At 41.7% G+C, this 19,858-nt stretch carries 15 protein-coding genes; 8 read left to right on the top strand and 7 right to left on the bottom strand.

The window, feature by feature from the left end:
- Positions 1–227: 227 nt before the first annotated feature.
- The 3 genes from V7L07_RS23530 to V7L07_RS23520 all read right to left on the bottom strand — a co-directional run bounded on the left by V7L07_RS23530 (position 228) and on the right by V7L07_RS23520 (position 3,671).
- Positions 228–899 carry a glutathione S-transferase family protein gene (locus tag V7L07_RS23530; protein ID WP_335061268.1) on the bottom strand — a complete coding sequence of 224 codons (672 nt, stop codon included), beginning with the start codon at positions 897–899 and terminating at the stop codon, positions 228–230.
- A gap of 304 nt (positions 900–1,203) precedes the next feature.
- On the bottom strand, positions 1,204–1,908 hold the full coding sequence (locus tag V7L07_RS23525; protein WP_335061267.1) for a Uma2 family endonuclease: 705 nt from the start codon (positions 1,906–1,908) through the stop codon (positions 1,204–1,206).
- Between the two features lie 422 nt (positions 1,909–2,330).
- Positions 2,331–3,671: a DEAD/DEAH box helicase gene (locus tag V7L07_RS23520; RefSeq protein ID WP_335061266.1), complete on the bottom strand. Its 1,341-nt coding sequence runs from the start codon at positions 3,669–3,671 to the stop codon at positions 2,331–2,333.
- Positions 3,672–3,907: 236 nt separating this feature from the next.
- Between V7L07_RS23520 and infC the strand changes: the two genes are divergently transcribed.
- The gene (gene infC / locus V7L07_RS23515; protein WP_334695575.1) at positions 3,908–4,399 is read left to right on the top strand and encodes a translation initiation factor IF-3; all 492 of its coding nucleotides are present in this window, start codon (positions 3,908–3,910) and stop codon (positions 4,397–4,399) included.
- Between the two features lie 134 nt (positions 4,400–4,533).
- Here infC and V7L07_RS23510 read toward each other — a convergent pair whose 3' ends face one another.
- Positions 4,534–5,151: a TetR/AcrR family transcriptional regulator gene (locus V7L07_RS23510; RefSeq protein ID WP_335061264.1), complete on the bottom strand. Its 618-nt coding sequence runs from the start codon at positions 5,149–5,151 to the stop codon at positions 4,534–4,536.
- A gap of 325 nt (positions 5,152–5,476) precedes the next feature.
- Here V7L07_RS23510 and V7L07_RS23505 point away from each other — a divergent pair, with 325 nt between their 5' ends.
- From V7L07_RS23505 to V7L07_RS23490, 4 genes are all read left to right on the top strand, one after another.
- Positions 5,477–6,784, top strand: a complete 1,308-nt coding sequence (locus V7L07_RS23505) for an ABC exporter membrane fusion protein (protein WP_335061263.1) — start codon at positions 5,477–5,479, stop codon at positions 6,782–6,784.
- Entirely contained in the window at positions 6,781–7,956 is a 1,176-nt protein-coding gene (gene devC / locus V7L07_RS23500) for an ABC transporter permease DevC (RefSeq protein WP_335061262.1), read from the top strand. The genes V7L07_RS23505 and devC overlap by 4 nt, the downstream gene beginning before the upstream one ends.
- A gap of 119 nt (positions 7,957–8,075) precedes the next feature.
- Positions 8,076–8,774 (top strand): DevA family ABC transporter ATP-binding protein, encoded by a 699-nt coding sequence (locus V7L07_RS23495; protein WP_334695473.1) that lies wholly within the window; start codon positions 8,076–8,078, stop codon positions 8,772–8,774.
- Between the two features lie 180 nt (positions 8,775–8,954).
- Complete coding sequence (locus V7L07_RS23490; protein WP_335061261.1) at positions 8,955–10,130, top strand: homospermidine biosynthesis protein; 1,176 nt, start codon at positions 8,955–8,957, stop codon at positions 10,128–10,130.
- A 175-nt stretch (positions 10,131–10,305) separates the two neighbouring features.
- Here V7L07_RS23490 and V7L07_RS23485 read toward each other — a convergent pair whose 3' ends face one another.
- Both V7L07_RS23485 and V7L07_RS23480 read right to left on the bottom strand, forming a co-directional pair.
- Positions 10,306–12,648, bottom strand: coding sequence for an adenylate/guanylate cyclase domain-containing protein (locus tag V7L07_RS23485; protein WP_335061260.1), 2,343 nt, complete (start codon positions 12,646–12,648; stop codon positions 10,306–10,308).
- Positions 12,649–13,058: 410 nt separating this feature from the next.
- Positions 13,059–14,204 (bottom strand): hypothetical protein, encoded by a 1,146-nt coding sequence (locus tag V7L07_RS23480; protein WP_335061259.1) that lies wholly within the window; start codon positions 14,202–14,204, stop codon positions 13,059–13,061.
- A gap of 389 nt (positions 14,205–14,593) precedes the next feature.
- On the opposite strand from V7L07_RS23480, the gene V7L07_RS23475 reads away from it, so the two are divergent.
- The gene (locus V7L07_RS23475) at positions 14,594–15,628 is read left to right on the top strand and encodes a M28 family peptidase (RefSeq protein WP_335061258.1); all 1,035 of its coding nucleotides are present in this window, start codon (positions 14,594–14,596) and stop codon (positions 15,626–15,628) included.
- 88 nt (positions 15,629–15,716) lie between these two features.
- Here V7L07_RS23475 and V7L07_RS23470 read toward each other — a convergent pair whose 3' ends face one another.
- Positions 15,717–16,175, bottom strand: coding sequence for a hypothetical protein (locus V7L07_RS23470; protein WP_335061257.1), 459 nt, complete (start codon positions 16,173–16,175; stop codon positions 15,717–15,719).
- Between the two features lie 505 nt (positions 16,176–16,680).
- On the opposite strand from V7L07_RS23470, the gene V7L07_RS23465 reads away from it, so the two are divergent.
- Positions 16,681–18,354 (top strand): alpha/beta hydrolase, encoded by a 1,674-nt coding sequence (locus V7L07_RS23465; RefSeq protein WP_335061256.1) that lies wholly within the window; start codon positions 16,681–16,683, stop codon positions 18,352–18,354.
- Between the two features lie 732 nt (positions 18,355–19,086).
- Positions 19,087–19,773 (top strand): DUF6875 domain-containing protein, encoded by a 687-nt coding sequence (locus V7L07_RS23460; protein WP_335061255.1) that lies wholly within the window; start codon positions 19,087–19,089, stop codon positions 19,771–19,773.
- Positions 19,774–19,858 lie beyond the last annotated feature (85 nt).

The following is a 19,858-nucleotide window of genomic DNA, read 5'->3' as shown; positions in this document are numbered from 1 at the left end:
TGGTAAATGGGAATTTATCGAGCGTACATCAGGGAGTCCAGACCTGAACCAGCGAGGAAGGCGACAACCTCCGAATATAAAACCGAGTCGGATAGCTTGGTAGGTTGCAAAACCGAACAGTTGTTCGACTCAATTAATTTTGCGAGATTCCCGACTTTTTCCAAAAATAATTCGCACGCACCAAGCCCCTACACCCCTAATGAATCCCATCACCACGCCCCTGTGTCCTATTTTTGTGCCGCACCAACGGGAAGAGGTTCACCGAGAACTTTGGCGAATCTTTCTAAATAAAAGTCCGCAGGATTTGCAACTGCTTTAATTGAGGAGCGATCGCTTACCAGATTCCACCATGCCTGCAACTGGGGTGTTTCTGTTGGTAGTGTGAATTTGCGGAAGTGTTCTAAGAGTGGTAAACGTTCAAACCAGGGATAAAAGCTGATATCAACAAGGCTAAACCGATCTCCTAATAAGTAATCACCTTTGCCTAACCCTTCTTGTTCAATATATAAGAGCGCTTCTGTGAACTCTTTTCTTCCTTGTTCCTGTTCTTGGCTATCTTTACCGCGCAGGAATTTGTTAAAAGCTGGGACAAAGCGAGTATTGGCGTAATCTATCCAAATGCGAGCGATCGCTTTTGCAGCAGGATCGCTAGGTAACAATGGTGGTTCTGGAAAAACCTCTTCTAGATATTCATTAATAACGGCAGACTCGTAAATTTCAATATCCCCATGTTTAATCGCCGGAACTTTACCATAACGCGAAATCTGCGTGTACTCATCTGGCTTGTTCTGTAAGTCAATTTCTATCGGGGTGAAATCAATGCCTTTTTCCAGTAAGACTACACGAGTACGTTGAGAGAAGGTAGAGGCTTGGGCGAAGTACAGTTGTATGTTACTCATGAAATCTTTTCCTTGCAATTATTGTGAATGTAGACTATTTGAGATTGCACAACTCCAACTCAAGCAATAAGACAAAAGTTGAGATGTGTTAATTAGTACAGTTAAATAATTTACTGGCAGGTATCTACGTCAGCTAAGATGACATACCCCAGCTTGTCGGTCGATTTACCGGACTTTTAATAGTCTACAGTCTTTATGAAAATATGTATAGCAATACCTGTGTAGTAGCGAATTATATTCGCCCAAAACTTTTCAAACATGCTCTTAGACCTCTTGCTGTGCAAAAGTTTGAGCCAGGGGTAGTTTACAGTAAATTTGGGTCAATTCCTTGTTGTTGTAATCTCGCTAAAAGTTCTTGAAGCTGCTGCTGAGTTTGTTCTAGCTGTTGTTGCTGTTGTGCATTTATCTCTTCTGGAGTTTGGTATCTATTACCATCTTGGTCATACCAAAACAGCCATTCTCGTGTTCTTCCTTGATAAGTACCCTGTTCTCGTCCAATCCCTAAACCAATTTCTGGCATCCAAATTTGAACGCCGAGTTGTAAAATATACTTACCTTCAACTAAGCGATAAACTTCTAAACGTTGACGCTTACGACGTAGCCGCGTTGGTGCATAAATGACGTAATATAAAATGCCTAATTGAGCATAATCTATTTTCTTTTGTTCATATTCGCCATTGTAGGTTTGAGAAACCACTTCTAAAGCTAAAATGGGCGTAATCCCTTCTTCTTCCCAGAAAACGTAACTAGAACGTCCATTTTCTCCAACAAAACGTTCAACACCTAAACTCAAAAACCCATCGGGGACTATAGCAGGTTGTAATGGTGTATAGTAAATCCCCATGTTGATACCGAAAAACCAGTCATCACGGTTGTGCCAAATCGAAGCTAAGATGGCTAACAATAAATTAGGAATTAATATTTGTAGTTCGTTATCCACAGGGGTATCATCAGAATCTCGTAATTCCGCCGATGAAGGTAGGCAGTCTAAGGGATTGTAATTATACATAATACTTGGTGGTTGACAGTTATCAGTTAACTTGCTGTTCTTTAAGTTCTATCATCATCCAAAATACTCGTTTGCGTTATTTCAAAATCCTTGTAGAGACGTTGCAATGCAACGTTTCTACATCCAAATTCATACCTTGATTCAGCAACACCTGACAATAATATTAATCATCCCTAGCGATCGCTCAAACAGTTTGCTAAGGATTTTTATTTTGTCGCAGAAACAGATCGTTAACCCAATACGGTTCAGTTAGAGCCAAAAACCTTAAACTACGTAAGTTGCTTTGAGGAACGAAACTCAAGATTTCATAGGGTTTGTTGGGGTTCGTTCTTTAACTGAACCGTATTGAGGTTGTATGAAAAATTCAAAACCTCTCTCTTATTAACAAGAGAAAGGTTTTCCACTTGAACAGCTAAAGAAAATTAGCGATCGCGTTTAGCAGAACGGCGCGATGCAGATGAACGAGCGCTAGGTTTATCGCCATTGGTGGCAGGTGGTGCGGCTTTACGTTTAGCTGATGTCGGTGGCGACAGTTTAGCAGTACGAGCCGGACGCTTGTCACCTCCAGGCTTTGGTCTGTGTTGCCGTCCATTGGGGATTGCTTCTGGCTCAATGTCGAGGTTGGGGCCAAAGCCAGCGACTACTTCCCTGGGCAAGCGCTGCTCGATCAGTTTTTCGATATCTTTCAATAGAGGGTATTCATCGACGCAAACCAGGGATACGGCTTCACCTGATGCGCCAGCGCGACCGGTGCGACCAATGCGATGTACATAATCTTCGGGTACATTGGGTAGATCGAAGTTAACTACATGGGGCAGTTCGCTGATGTCAAGACCTCTAGCAGCAATGTCGGTCGCCACCAATACTTGCAAGCTGCCATTTTTGAACTTTGCCAAAGCGTTGGTACGCACAGGCTGGCTTTTATTGCCGTGGATTGCTAATGCTTGAATGCGGTCTTCGCCCAACTGCTTCACCAAACGGTCAGCGCCATATTTAGTGCGAGTGAAGACTAAAACTTGATACCAATTATCTCGCCGAATTAGATGAGCAAGTAATTGACGTTTCTTGTCACGGTCTACCTGATAAATCTTCTGGGCGATCGTTTCGGCGGTAACGTTGCGGCGTGCTACCTCAATCATTTTTGGGTTGTTGAGCAGTCCGGCGGCTAGTGCCTTAATTTTGTCTGAGAAAGTAGCGAAGAATAGCAAATTTTGCCGTTGTTTGGGCAGGAGTGAGAGGATGCGGCGGATATCATTAATAAAACCCATGTCTAGCATCCGATCGGCTTCATCCAGCACCAAAACCTCAATCTGCGATAGGTTCAGCGTACCCTGCTGTACGTGGTCTAGCAGTCGCCCTGGAGTAGCGACCAAAATATCCACTCGACCCCTCAAACGCTGTTTTTGCAGATTAATACTGACTCCGCCAAAAATCACCATTGAGTTGAGATTTAAGTACTTGCCGTACTCGCGCACGCTTTCTTCCACTTGTGCCGCGAGTTCACGAGTCGGTGTGAGAATCAAGGCTCGGATTGGTGGGTATCCATTAGATGTACCTTTGCTTTTGCTAGACGACAACCGATGTAAGAGCGGCAGGGTAAAACTAGCGGTCTTGCCAGTGCCAGTTTGTGCCCCAGCTAACAAATCACTACCCGACAATACAGCAGGAATCGCCTGCATCTGGATTGGGGTGGGTTCCGTGTACCCTCGTTCGGTAACGGCACGGATAATTTCATTGGACAAGCCGAGATGAGAAAAAGACATAAGACTCCAAAAATAACATCGGCCTGTCGCCAATGATGGCGTCAGTCTTAGGCGGACGGATAAAAATTATTGAAAAGCTGGATGGGCAGTAGCGCAAAGACTGAGAGCGAGTGCCGCAGTATTTTATTTTAACAGATTGCCGTCCATTGTGTTGTTAAAGTTGCTCTGATTCAGTGTTGTGTTAAATTGGCATTACCTGCTTATAAAGCAAAGTATTGAACAAATAGGAGAAATTCATTATCGCAATCCAAAAGCAACTGATTAATTCACAAATCAAGTCACCTAGCGTCTTCTTGATTGACCATGAAAATAACAATCGTGGTTTGATCGATACCAATGAGGCGCTACAGCTAGCCGAAAGCTTAGAGCTTGACTTAGTTGTAGTTTCCCAAGGCAAAGATGCTCCGATCGCGAAGATTCTCAACTATGGGAAGCTTCAGTATCAAAAGAAAAAACGTCAGAGCCAGAGTGCTAGACCCACCGTCAAGGAAGTTCGGTTCGGGCTAAACGTGGGTATAGCTGATTACAATTTACGCATTCAGAAAGCAGTTGAGTGGTTGAGTAAAGGCGATTCTGTGAAATTTGCCATCCGTTTACGAGGTCGAGAACACCAATATCGTGATCAAGCGGGAGAACTGCTAGACCGAATTGCAAACGATCTCAGTCAAGTAGGTAAAATCCAGTCGTTGGATAAACGCGCACTAATTGTTCAAGTTATTCCTGCCTAGTTAGTCTGGCGATCGCTAGAAGATGTATTGTGGCAGCTTGTAAGGAACGAAAAAAGCCAGAGACAATACTTTTGTTACTCAAGGTAATTTTAACTTTCCGACCAAACAAGCGCCACGCGCCGGGATATAACCAATCAATCGGCGCATTTAGTGATTAGGTGTGTCAAGGCATCAATCAAGCGATCGCTTTCCATTGGTATAATATCTCTCCCATGCATGACATCTTGAGTCACATGATAATTAACTAATGTACCTAAAAAAATCCTCGCTGTTGCCTCTGGGTCAGTAATATTCAGTTCTGGGTGAACAACCAAATATTGAGCGATCGTTTCCAGCATTGGTTTAATCATCGCCCTTACGCAAATCTGAGTTAATTCCGGAAAACGACCCGATTCTCCAATTAACACTCGCATAAATGCACAGTGTTCGTGGTCATTATTCATCTGTTCTAATAATTTGCTTCCTAACTGGCGCAGGACAATTTTTGGTTCTCCCTCCATCGGTTCCGTGTCAAAGAGAGAGTTAAACTTCTGATGTGCTAAGGACTCTATCAATACTTTAAAAAGTCCTTCTTTATCTTGAAAATGGCTGTAGACTGTCGCTTTAGAAACACCCGCAGCTACCGCTACCCGATCCATACTTGTACCAGCATAGCCATTTTGCAGGAACTCCTGCATTGCTCCTTGCAAAATTTGCTCTACTTTATCAACGGAATTATCTCGAGCAACTTCGTCAGCTTTAATCCGTACCATTTATTAATTATCCTCTCTTATAAACAATTTTAATAGATGCGGCAATTTACCTTACGTCATTAATCCAGTTGTGACAAGCATTCTGGGTATAACTCAACGCAAACTTATTGAAAAAGGGACTGGGGATTGGGTATTGGGGATTGGGGATTGGGTGTTAAATATTAACTTTTAATTCCTAGTTCCCAGTCCCTAGTCCCCAGTCCTGGCGCAACCCGTTAAATTGAGAATTTCAGCTTGGCGCTCTTGACTAAACTACTCCGTTTAGTTTAGCATGAATTGAACTGAACAGTTTAGTACAAGTTACTAATGGGGAAAGGTGAACACAATGGTGCAGAACTGGAAATTAGAGGATTTAAAGTCTCCCCAAAATCTTTTGCGATCGCCCACCACACTAGCGATAATTGCATCACTAGCAATAGGTGGAGCTAGTGTTTATACGGTGCTAAAGTTTCAGGCGACCTCTAATGAGAAGCCAGCCACGCCAATAGCTGTTCAGCCAGTAGTAAAAACAGTCACAGCATTGGGACGCTTAGAACCGAATGGAGAAGTTATAAAACTGTCTGCAACAACTTCTACTGAGGGAAGTTTGCTTCAGAAGCTATTGGTAAAAGAAGGCGATCGCGTCAAGGCTGGGCAGGTAATTGCAGTTATGGACAGTCGCGATCACTTGCAAGCAAGTTTAGTGGAAGCCCAAAAACAAGTTCAAGTTGCCCAATCCAACCTTAACAAAGTAAAAGCGGGAGCAAAACAGGGAGAAATTGGAGCAAAAGAAGCGGCTGTCAGCCGTCTGCAAGTTGAATTAGAAGGAAATATCAAAACTCAGCAAGCCACAATTGATCGCCTAGAAGCCGATTTGCAAGGACAACGGCAGAGTTTACAAGCAACAGTGGATCGCGTCGCCGCCGAAAAGCGGAACGCTCAAGTAGAAGTGCAACGCTACGAAGCTTTATATAAAGAAGGGGCAATTTCTAGTCAGCAAGCCGATCAAAAACGCTTGAGTGCAGAAACTTCTACTCAGCAGGTAATTGAAAACCAAGCTAACAAGACAAGAACTGTCGCGACTTTAGAACAGCAGATTAAAGAAGCCAAAGCGAACCGTAACCAAACCCTCGCTAGCTTGCAACAGCAGATTAACGAAGCTAAAGCCACCCTTAACCAAACGGCTGAAGTCCGTCCAACAGATATTGCCAACGCCCAAGCAGAGGTAGACAGCGCTCAAGCGACTGTGGCAAAAATTAGAGCGCAACTCGATCAGGCTTATGTCCGCGCACCCGAAGCGGGACAAATTCTGAAGATTAATACACGAGCTGGAGAAACCGTTTCTAATGACGGGATTGTAGAATTAGGTCGAACCGATCAGATGTATGCAGTCGCAGAAGTTTACCAAAGTGATATTAACAAAGTGCGATCGGGGCAACGGGTAAAAGTAATCAGCGATTCCCTTCCTGGAGAATTACAGGGAACCGTCGATTGGATGGGGATGCAGGTACAGCGGCAAAATCTCGTTAACAGCGATCCCTCTAGCAATATTGACGGCAGAGTAGTGGAAGTTCATGTGCGACTAGATGAAGCATCTAGCGTCAAAGCTGCCAAGTTTACCAATCTGCAAGTAAAGGCAGTGATTGAACTATGATTGGATTTATTCAACAATTGCGGCAGCGAACCCCTTTAGGATGGCTGCAACTGAGTCACGAAAAAAGCCGTCTGTTGGTGGCATTGGGAGGTATTGCTTTCGCTGATGTTCTTATGTTCATGCAGCTAGGGTTTCAGACCGCCTTATTTGAAAGTAATACTAAGCTGCACAAAAGTATACAGGCTGATATTATTCTAGTTAGTCCTCAAGGCCGTAACGTGTTAAATGCGTCCACCTTTACACGGCGGCGGCTGTATCAGGCAATGGATATACAAGGGGTGAAGTCAGCAGAACCAATGTATATCAGCATTGTCGATTGGAAGAATCCTAAAACACGCCAAAAGACATCTGTGCTAGTTATCGGGATCAATCCTGAAAAACCAGCCTTTGACTTACCGGATGTGAACAGCCAGATAGATCGAGTGAAGTTACCAGATACCCTGCTGTTTGATCGCGCCTCTAGAGGAGATTATCAAGAAGCGATCGCTCAAGTTGCACAAGGCAAACCTGTTACAACTGAAATTGACCGCCGGACGATTACCATTAGCGGCTTATTTTCAATCGGTGCTTCCTTTGCGGCTGATGGAAACCTGATTACCAGTGACCAGAATTTCTTGCGGCTATTTCCGAAGCGAGAAGCAAGTAGTGTAAGTTTAGGGTTGATTCAACTAGAACCAGGTTATGACGCAAAACAGGTAAAGGCAGCTTTAGCATCTCATTTAGATAAGGATGTTAAAGTTTTTACCAAAGCAGAATTTATCGAATTTGAAACAGATTATTGGAAAAAAAATACAGCCATCGGGTTTATCTTCAGCCTGGGTGTAGGAATGGGATTTATGGTGGGCGTGATTATCGTCTATCAAGTTCTTTCTACAGATGTGAATTCCCACATCAAAGAATACGCCACTTTCAAGGCAATGGGATATAACAATCTTTATTTATTAGGTGTGGTGTTTGAAGAGGCGATTATTTTGGCTATCTTGGGCTTTATCCCAGGAGCGATCGCACCTTTAGGACTTTATGCTTTAACTCGCAATGCCACCAATTTACCACTTTACATGACCGTAGCACGAGCCTCCACAGTGCTAATCCTAACAATGATTATGTGTATAATTTCTGGTGCGATCGCTACTCGGAAATTACAATCTGCTGACCCCGCAGATATGTTTTAACAAATGGGTATTGGGTACTGGGTGTTGAATATTAACTTTTAATTCCTAGTCCCCAGTCCCTAGTCCCCAGTCTCTAAATTACCAATTCAAAATCCAAAATCTAAAATCTAAAATTTAGTATGTTTCCCGTTATCTCTGTTAAAAATCTCGATCACTATTTTGGTCATGGTCAACTTCGTAAGCAAGTTCTCTTTGATATCAACCTGGATATTAATGCCGGCGAAATTATTATTATGACTGGGCCTTCTGGTTCTGGTAAAACTACACTTCTCACCTTATCAGGCGGCTTGCGTTCTGCCCAATCTGGTAGTTTGCAGATATTGGGACAAGAACTTTGTGGCGCTAGTACAGCACAACTTACCCAAGTGCGACGTAATAACGGTTATATTTTCCAAGCACACAACTTGCACGGTAGCCTGACAGTACTCCAGAACGTCAGAATGGGCTTGGAAGTGCATAATAATATTTCGCCGGCAGAAATGAAAACCCGGTCAGCCCAAATGTTAGAGGAAGTAGGATTAGGGCATCGCCTGAATTATTATCCTGATGATTTATCTGGGGGACAAAAACAAAGAGTTGCGATCGCTCGTGCTTTAGTTGGTCGTCCTAAAATTGTTTTAGCGGATGAACCTACTGCCGCCCTTGATAGTAAATCGGGACGAGATGTGGTCAACCTCATGCAAAAATTAGCTAAAGAGCAAGACTGTACTATTCTTTTGGTTACTCATGACAACCGCATTCTAGATATTGCCGATCGTATTGTCTACATGGAAGATGGCAAGCTAGTAAATGACCGTGCTGTTGTTGCAGCATCTTAACTGGTCGCGGCGTTCCTCCCCCACCATAATTTTAAGGGTCGAATCCCCATTTGAAGTTTCCCCCTTGCTCCCTGCTCCCTTGCCTCTTTTTCAAGCTAGCGCTCAAAAAGTATTGCTGTCACTTTGGCTGAAAGCTAGATAACATTGATTCGGGCGTGTTTACTGTTCGGGAGTGCCAAAATGTCTAAACAGCTGGGTCAAAAAATCGCACCCACACCTATATCGAATGATATCAATGTGGTGGATCTGATCGATCAATACTTCACCGCTTACAACTCAGCGCGGTTGCGGGAAATCTGTCAACTACTGAGTCGCGATGTGCTAACAGAAGGTGTTACGGTGGGAGTTAGCCTTTCCGGTGCGATGACGCCAGCAGGATTTGGGGTTTCAGCGCTTGCACCCTTAATTCGCAACGGCTTTATTGACTGGATGATTAGTACTGGTGCAAATCTTTACCACGATATGCACTACGGATTAGGTTTTGAACTTTTTGCTGGTAATCCATTTTTGGATGATGTGAAACTGCGCCAAGAAGGCACTATTCGCATTTACGACATTATCTTTGGTTACGATGTGCTGCTAGAAACTGATGCGTTTATCCGCAAAATTCTCCAAGGAGAAGCGTTTCAAAAGCGGATGGGAACGGCCGAGTTTCACCATTTATTAGGTAAATATGTCCGAGAAGTAGAAAAGCAATTGGGTGTGGAGAATTCCTGCTTACTAGCTACAGCTTATGAATATGGCGTACCGATTTATACGTCTTCTCCAGGAGATAGCTCAATTGGGATGAACGTGGCGGCTTTAGCATTGGAAGGTTCGCAGTTGGTGATAGATCCATCAATTGACGTGAATGAGACAGCAGCGATCGCATATAATGCCCGTGAATCAGGAGGTAAAAGTGCAGCTGTAATTCTCGGTGGCGGTAGTCCTAAGAACTTTTTACTACAAACTCAGCCGCAACTTCACGAGGTCTTAGGACTAGAAGAACGAGGACACGATTACTTTGTGCAGTTTACCGATGCACGTCCAGATACAGGCGGTTTATCTGGGGCAACCCCATCGGAAGCCGTTAGCTGGGGTAAGATTGACCCAGATGAGTTACCTAACACAATCGTTTGTTATACCGATAGCACGATCGCTTTACCACTGGTGACAGCGTATGTGTTGAACAAATGCCAGCCTCGTCCCTTGAAGCGTATTTACGACAGGCGAGAAGCTATTTTAGATAAACTGCAAAAAGACTATCTAGCAGCCAAAACCCAACCATCAGATCAGATTCCAGCAGTAGTTGCCGAAAGTGCTTCACAGCAAACAGCGACTTATCCCTGTGGTCGATTGATTCCGAATAGTCATTAGACATCTCCGAAAAAGAATTGTTTTGACGTAGCAGTGCTACGTCTCTACAAGGGTTATGGGGGTAACGCATATTTAATTTCTGGAGATGTCTATTAGGGAAGAGGCAGGGAGCAAGGGAGAAGAGTTTTCTCCTCCGCCCCCCGCACCCCGCCCCTCTGCATCTTTTCAATCCCCCTCATCCCTTCCGTCCAATTAACAAATAAGTTGTCATCTTCCCTTTGCCTTTAACTTCAATTTCGTCCCACTTTTCAAATAAAAATTCATTACACAAGGACTTATAAATATCTTCTGTAACCTGGATTTTACCAGCAATACCTTGGGATTCCATACAGCTAGCGATGTTTACTGTGTCTCTCCAGAGATCGCAAGTAAACTCGTTTAGATCGATTTCTTCTGCCACTACGGAACCGCTATGGATGCCGATACGGATGCTAAAGTTTTGGTTATTCTCAGTATTGAAGAGAGCGATCGCATTTTGCATATCTAGTGCCATAATAGCGATCGCTTTAGCACAATCTTGGCGGTGTGTGTGCAAGCCGCCAACTACGATATAAGCATCGTTAATAGTCTTGATTCTCTCTAAACCATGTTTTTCGGTGAGGCGATCGAAAGCTGAGAAAATTGGGTTGAGTAAGTTCACTAGTTGAATTGCACTCATATAAGCAGCAATTTCGCTAAAGCCGATGATATCTGCAAATAAAACTGTGACATCAATAAAGTCTTCGGCAATACTAGCTGCTTCTTCTTGAATTTCTTTGGAAATTGCTGCTGGCAAAAGATTCAGCAATAAACGTTCGGTTTCTTCTTGCTGTTGGCGCAGCGCTGCTTCTGCTGCTAGTCGCTGGGTGACATTGCGAAAAATGCCGCGAATCGCAACCGGATGACCTTCGATAAATTTACAGTTAATGTTACCTTCTAGAAAGATTGTTTGACCATTTTTAGTAACGAATGTAGCTGTTACTTGCCCAAGCTTTTCTCCTGATAGCACCCGATAAAACCTTTGCAAACAGTGTTGTTTAAACTCTGGATGTATAATATCAAAAATATTCATATTCGCAATTTCGGCTTCGCTGTATCCCAAAGTTTCTCGCCAAGCACGATTAACATACAAAAAACGCCCATAAGCATTGACAGCTTGAATCAAGTCATTAGCATTTTCAAATAAATCTCGATATCGTTCTTCACTTTCTCTTAGAGCATTTTCTACTTGTTTGCGTTTGATAAACTGGGCGATTTGGCTACCAATAGAACCCATCATTTGCAAGAGGTCTTTATCTTTTGGTTGTACGTCCCGACTGAAGAAAACCATCACTCCTAAGATTTGACTATCATCTAAGATCGGGAAGCCAAAAGCTGCGTGTAATCCAGCCTCAGTCGCGGCTTGCGATCGACTTTTATCTCTATCTTCTGTGATATCTTTAATCCACAAAGGCAAACGTCTAATCCAAATTCGACCAGGTAAGCCAGCGCCAGGCGTATAGGTAGTTTGCCATGTGATTGCTTTAAATTCTCGGACAGAAATCAATCGACTTGACCAAATTTCCACACACCTTAGTACTGCATTAAGACTATCTCCTGGTACTGAAGTGCCAATATATTGACTTGGTGTCCAAAGCTCGGCTAAATCCCACCCTAAGTTTTGACAAATCGACTGCAAAATTTGCGGAATTACCTGCTTAATACTTTGAGATTCTGATAATATGCGAGTGATAGCATATTGGGCACTTGTACGCTGTTCTCGGTGCTGCCAAGCAGTAATATCTCGACCAATGTAGACAATATCTTCTAGTCCTTCTGTTTTTTTTGCAATCACTGAGCAAGAAAAAGCAATCAACAGCTTTTCTCTAGTTTTTGTTCGACAAACTACCTCTATATTCTGTAAATTTCGCTTTAAATAAGAATGCTGATAAATAGCTTTTAGTAATATATGATTATTATCAATAATCATTGATATTGGTTGATTAATTAATTCTTCTTCCTTAAAACCAAATAGTTTTTGAGCAGCATGATTAATTCTTTTTATTTTTCCTGTGTTACTGGTTACTAACAAAGCATCTGCCATTGAAGTGATTACTTGTTCCATGTAGTTTTCACATGAGATTAAAGCACTTGATAGCAGATTAGTTTCATTAGCTTGCTGTGCTAGTTTTTGCTTTAAAACAAGCCTGTCGGTAACATCTTCAATCAGGATAATTAATTTATTTTCTTGCTGTTCGCCGATAATATATATATCTATATATACAGAAATATTCTGCTCTGAATATCGTTCAATTGCTTGTAATTCAAACAGTTCTTTCTCTCCTTGTAGAAGAGATTTCAGGATATTTTCAAGTCCTCTCAACTCAGGAAAACTTAGCCGGATATCTTTTCCCCGAATCACGTCCTCAGGATGTTTTGCAAACCGTTGCACTTGCTCGGATGTATCGATAATGCAAAAATTCTCATCCAGTTCTAGGCGTTCAAATTTAAGGGGAAAAGAAGGTTTGTTAAAAATCCGGTCTAATACTTGGTCTTTCATTATGGTATGGAAACAAACTTTAGACTTATCTTTAAAAGGAAGATTTAGAGGAAGAGAAGATTTTAAGAAATAGGAAGAAAAAACCTCTAATTTTTGCGATATAGCGGTTCTCGTTCATATGAGGTACACCCGCAGGGTATTGCCCCTACACCTTGCTTAAGTAAGTGGGCATAAATAAGCTCGCGTAATATTTTGAATGTATTTCTTTTGGATGATTGACAATTGAATATAATAGTGTAATTTTGAAGGTTTGTACTCAATAGTAGTCTTCATCTTTAACTTTAACAAAATAGAAGTTGCTAGAATTCAATTCTGAATTCTAGCGATTAACAGATAGTGCTTTCCCAGTCCCCAGTCCCCAGTCCCTAATCCCCAGTCCCCAATACCTTTTTCAATTCCATCGAGGAGATTTATGATTGTGCGCTGGCTGCGAGTTGATTCCAGGCTTTAACTACTGTCTGTAAATTCTTGGGTAGATTATTTTGGGAAATATCGTTGTACTGAACCGTACCCTCTTGGCTAGTCAGAGTATAGGTGATATAATCAGCAGCACCGCTGGGGGCTGGGTAACTCAAATTCTTAAATTTACTAAACTTAGAACGTTCTAGCGATCGCACAAATTGTTTTACCTGTTGCACAGAAACACGGCGAACACTACGCTCAGAATCATTGGCATCACCAATCCGCACGCGAATCAATCGCCCATCTTTGAGTAAAACAGTCTCGTAGGTTCTGCCAGCAAAACCACCACTGGAGATTTGCCGAAAGACTATATCTCGATCTAACGGTGGCGGTAACTCGCTAACTGGAATTTGCACAGGGGACAGTGTACTTTCGTTAGCCTTTTGATTGAGCCGGAGTAAAGAACCTGTTTGATTGGTATGATAAACCAAGGTTTGGTCAACTGCGCCGATAACCACTCGCCAGCCTGATACTAAAGCTTGAGTACAAAATTCATCGGCATTAGCTAATTCTAAACAGCTATCTCTCCAAGTTTGCTGTTGAGCCTGAATAATCGTTAGCTGAGAAATTGGCTGTTGCAAACGTCTAGATGTAGCTTGTAAAACAGCATTTTTTACAGATGTGGGTAGTTGATCTGGCAGATTTTCTGAGGGAGTGTTTGCCGAAGCTAAACGTAGCGATCGCCCATTGCTATTGGTATGATAAATCCAATTTTGTTTGCCATTAGATACCACAATTCGCCAACCTGGAATTAATGCTTGGGTACAGATTTCATCCGATTGAGGCAGTTCTAAGCACCCATTGCGCCAAGTCTGTTGATTATAGTTAATAATTTGCAGTTCTCTGGTTGAAATTCCCTGTCTACGGGCTAAATCTCGCAGTACTGCATTAGCTACTAGACTTGGCAAGCGGTTTGGTTTAATATTGTCTTTGAGGACTTCATTGCTTGTTTCTAAAGAAAAGTTCGCAGAAGCCCCCACAGCACCTTTGATAAGTGTAAAACCGCTAGAAACAGATAAAAGTCCAGTCAGAATTAAAGCCGTAAAAACCCGTCCTTGATTGGTGCTAAAGTAGTTTTTCAACATGAATTTCATATTAATATAGAACGAAAAAATGGTATCCAGCTACTAATTGATAATAAACCAGTAGTCATAATTCAGAATTCAGAATACTCTACCCTAACTAATATTCATTACCCACTCGTACAGAATTCATACTGAATTCTGACCGGAGGCGGAGCGTCTCCGGCTCCGCTCCTGAGTTCTGAATTCTTCTTATAAAGCATATAATTCCAAAACTTCACGAGTCGGAATTAATTTAATATTTGTCTTTTGAAACAGATGTAAAGGCAGACGCAAATGTATTGATTGTTTGTTCCTTAATCATTTAGGGAACCGAAATATTAAACCCTTCCTAGCAATTCTGGAAAGTTATGCTTGTAGATTTGCGCTACCCTAAGTCAGGAAGCCAAGGATAAATCATAATGAAAAAATGGATTTGGCTGATACTGTTAGCGCTGATGGCAGTTGTGGTGGTGGGTAGCAGAGGTAGCACGTTTTTTGAACAGCCTCCCTCACCGACGATTGTTGAGCGCATTCCAGTAGAAACACCTCAACCACAGCCAGAGTCGAAAGAAGTTAACAATATCCTACAAGTATCTACTGACAAGCTGTTAACCCATATCCAAAAGTTAAATTTTCAGCGCTACACTACAACAGAGCGATCGCTTACTCGCACTTATATCACAACTGAACTAAAAAAATTAGGCTGGAAGCCTAAATTAGAAAAGTTCTCCGATGGTGTGAATATTTTTGCCGAACGTCCAGGAACTAACAAAGCTGCAAAAGCAATTCTCGTAGCAGCGCATTACGACACTGTTGCCTCATCCCCCGGTGCTGATGATAACGCCAGTGGTGTAGCCGTAGTGCTGGAAGTCGCCCGATTACTCGGTTCCTACCCCACGCCACGAACATTACAGCTAGCTTTTTTTGACCAAGAAGAAGCAGGACTTTTAGGTAGTCAGGCTTTCGTTAGCAAGACAGCACGCTTACAAAACTTAGGCGGAGCGATCGTTATGGATATGGTAGGTTATGCTTGTTACACTGCTGGATGTCAGAAATACCCTGCTGGACTGCCTGTTAAGCCACCTAGCGACAAAGGCGACTTTTTAGCAGTAATCGGTGATACAGAACATTTATCTTTACTGAGTGCCTTTCAAAACTCACAGAATATCCCATTAACTGCCCTGAATAAACAGGAATCAAATCTGCCAGCAGTGCTAACATTGCCGATTCCTTTTAAAGGTTTACTGACACCCGATACTCTACGCAGCGACCATGCACCATTTTGGTATCAGGGCGTGGGTGCTGTGCTAGTAACAGATACCGCAAATTTACGTACTCCGTACTATCATAAACCTAGCGATGTTCCAGCGACTATCGAGCGGTCGTTCTTCACAGGAGCAGCACAGATTGTAGTCAATGCTACGACTACCTTGTTAGAGAAAACCGACTTATGAATTATGTTGACTACTACAGCGCGGCGGAAATAAGCCACCCATTTTAAATGTCTGAAATCCTTGTAAACAATTAATTACGAATTACGAATTACGAATTACGCCTTGCGGTACTAGTCTTTTGTTCCGGGAAAGTCAATGTCCAGTTCTGTTTATCATTGAGTTGAAAGTACGAACCTTGGAGAATTAGCCGCAGAGCTATTCGAGTTCTAATAAACTTTCTGACTAGATAAGTTCCTGGTTCAGCAAAGATATCATCAAAGTTTTTTTGATAACCAGATTGTTTGGAACAATAACTACCAGCACCTTGAACTGTCACCACAAAAAATGGAGCTTGTTTGTATTCATCAGGAATCATAAATATTCCATATACGTGGTGACGACCACGCCACGGCTGAATAATAACTTTAGTAGCATGTACTTGGAATTTTGTAGTTTTTGATGCTAGAAAAGGCTCGAAATTGCAATCAGAATCATTCACAGTCCACCACAATGTAATAATACTCAGGGAGAGCAGCAAAAGTAAAATATAGCGGAGTCTGCGACGCATAAAACCAAGAGAAATTGTTGATGCGGCTGGTAGAATTTGATGAGTAATGATAATGCAGCTACAGCACTAAGACTATCTACCTGCAACATGCTCCAAAGGTCAAAGATAAAACATTAATTTGCCTTTAAGTTTTCGTATTATCAAAACTTATACTCAATTTTATATTTTGGATTAATCCCATACATAAATTGCTCTGAATAACTAATTTTTAATTGTCGCTGTTATAGTATTAAACCTAGCGGAGAAACAATTAGGCTTTTGTGGCTATTAACACTGATTTATGCTCAATTTTTTAGCTGTGATGAATTCTACAATTTGTTGCTTTTTATGGGCTTTTTTCCCATCAGCAGATACTTTAAGGATATCTGGGCGTAGGCGTAGCCCATCGTAGACATCGCCATCGACTTCAGGAAAAAATTTACTTTTATTTCTCAGCCATTAATAGGGTAGTCAAATACACAAATATCCGTTATATTCCCGTAAGTAACACTTGGTATAAATATTTATGGGAAGAAATTGGGGAAGTCTTAAGACAGTTGCGGGTTTCTTAGGTGCGATTGTACTTACACAGTTCGGGGGAAATGCTTCGGTCATTGCGGCTGACACAGTGATTGTGCGTTTGGGCTTATTTACAGAGTCCATCTCTCTTACTGAGTTGCAAAAGGCTGCAAAAACTGGGGAATTGCCTGAGAGTTTGCAGCCCTACACTAAAGAATTATCTGAACAACAACGCCGCTTCTTCCTGGGGGCGTTGGGTATGAATATACCGATGAATATTGTCACCGTTGATAAGTTAGTTAATAGTCGGATTGGCACAACTATTCTCAATGACTTCGCTACGGCCTTAGCCAGAAGGGATAAAGCCGGGGTACAAGCACTGAGAGCCGGATTGGTATTAGGTTCTACTGCACCGCAGGGTCTTTCTATACTAAGTTTTATTGCCGCTTATCCCAGTAAACGCCTAGAAATTGATTTGCCACAGGCTTTTTTAGTTGCAGGGAGTTTGAATACAGCTTTTTGGCGTACTCAACAATTTATGCTAGCGTTGACGCGTAGCGGCTTGTCGTCAGACATCGCTTTGCAACTTGATTCTAAAACACCACAGATTGCTTTCCCTTTTGATCCCAGCCAACCAGGAAACGCTCAAGTAAAAATACTCAATTTAAGCCTGAATGACCAAAAGCGCGATCGCCAAATTCCAGTTGATATTTATTGGTCAACTGCTGCAACTGCCGACAAACCCGTAATTGTCCTTTCTCATGGCTTCGCGTCAGTCCGCACAGACTTGCGTTACTTAGCAGAACATTTAGCATCCCACGGTTATGTAGTTGCAGCTTTAGAACATCCCGGTAGTAATCAGGCAAATACTGACTTAGCGTTCCAAGGCAAAACCAGAGTTATGAAGCCTCAGGAGTTTTTGGATCGCCCTCAAGATATTAGTTTTGTTCTCGACGAACTAGAAAAGCTCAACCAAACGGCTAATCATCCGCTGCAAGGGAAACTTGCAACCAATAAAGCGATGATTATTGGCTATTCTTTTGGCGGTGGTACAGCTTTAGCACTCGCTGGAGCCGAGTTACAACTAGAACATCTTAAACAACGCTGTCAAAAGAACTTGGCTGTCTTGAGTCTGGGAGAAGATATGCAGTGCATCGCTCAAGAACTACCAGAAAATAGTTATCAACTACGAGATCCCAGAATAAAACAGGCGATCGCTTTCAATCCTACAACTTCTCTAATTTTTGGTGAAACTGGGTTAACTAAAATACAAGTTCCTACTCTAGTGTTAACAGGTTCCGCCGATAAAACCACCCCAGCTTTAACTGAACAGATTGTGGGATTTAACAAAATCCCATCCCCCAAATGGCTAGTTGGTATAGTTGGAGGCACTCATTTGAGCGTCAAAGACCCCAGCACCACTTTAGATCAGATAGGACAACCTAATACACCGATTAGTGGCGGTGAAGTTGTGGGTGAACAAGCAGCAGATGTTCGCAAGTACGTTAAAGCTATAGTTTTAGCCTTTGCTGCACAGATGACTCCAGAAGCTAAAAACTACGCTGTCTTTTTGACATCAGATTATGCTCAGTTTGCTTCAACTGCTGCATTTCCATTTCGTCTCATTACGGAGATTCCTCCTGATGCTATGGCAGTAGTAAAAGAATTTGTTGACAAATAAGCTTTAACGGACTTCCAAATAAAAAAATATCCAATACAAAGACGCGATAAATCGCCCTCAAGACGAAAGACTGATTATTATAAAGACGGCGATTCATCGCGTCTCTTGTCTTAACCGAAAAGTATTGCCTCTCATCCTGCCTTCCCTACGATTAATAGATACAGCAGTTTTCTCTTACATGAAGTATAAAGTTACAGATTTTGAGGCAGGAGGTAGAAACTCTTTATATCTGATGCGTGAGTCTTACATTTTCTACCTCACTTACGTGCAAACTGTTGTAAATCAGTTTGCACAATAAAATTGGGCTGAATTTTGATGGTTTTACTTAGATAAAAGTATACCAACCTGCTAATAAACTTATAGTTGCTATTAAAGCAATACTAAATTTTCACAGTAAAAATAACTATTTAGATATAAACTTCATAATATTTTCGTTAAAAATAATAGAAGCTTGAGAGTGTAAAAATGAGGAGCATCTGCTGGATAATACATTTGTATTCCAGCTAAAATGCCAAAAATCAATGAACACAAGTTGCTTAGTGCCAAATATGTTCATGCCTTTTGTAGTACAAAACTATTCAAATTTATCCACGAAAAACTACAGATGAACACAACAGAAAAACCTCAATTCTTGTTTTCATTTACTCAGGCAACAAAGAATTTTAGGCACATGATATAGCAAAACTAATTTCGGATTCAGAATTAAACAATTACTCAATTTCAGTCAAGCCTATGCAACTCTATACAACTCGTGAAATCGAACAACTTCAACAGCACGAAGACCTTTCTCCCTTAATTGAAATTATGGAGTGGGTGAAAAATTTTCTAGGAAAACCTCATCCTAACTTAGGCAGACCCGGCGCAGTTTGCCCTTTTGTTCCTTACTCTCTCAAGTCAAATAGTATTCGTTTAGCAGTTATTCACACAGAAAATTTGTATCCAGAACAATTAGAAGAGGTTGTTGGACGCTACCGAGATATATTTCTAGAAATAGATAATAATGAGCAGGAATTAGCAATTAATAAAGCTTTTTTACTTATCTTGCCTGATATCCATATAGATGATGCTTCTATAGTAGTAGATAGTATCCAACAAAAACTTAAACCTTTGTTTGTTGAGTCAGGACTGATGATAGGAGAATTTCATAAACGTAATGAAAGTCCTGGTCTGCACAATCCAAACTTTCGTCCACTTCATAGCCCTATCCCTTTGTTAGCTATCCGGTTTATGGTTGAAGCTGACCTCCCTTTTCTTGTGAGTCCAGCCAATCCACGCTTACGTATTCGATATCTGGAAGCTTACTTACAGCGTTTTGGTCATAATTTTACAGATGCAACTAAGTTTAAAAATGCTCATCAAGCATTGGCTTTAGCGAAAGAACAGCTTAAAAAAGAAAATTTAGTGAGTTCCTGCATATAATCAGTAATGACAGCTGCAAGAATTGATCGCTCAAAGCCTAAATGTGCATGAGATGAGGAAAGCGTTGGTAGTAAAGCTGGTTTAT

The organism is Nostoc sp., assembly GCF_036916985.1.
Taxonomy (GTDB): domain Bacteria; phylum Cyanobacteriota; class Cyanobacteriia; order Cyanobacteriales; family Nostocaceae; genus Nostoc.
The sequence above is the reverse complement of the archived record's forward strand: the minus strand, read 5'-3'. Positions and strand labels throughout refer to the sequence as shown.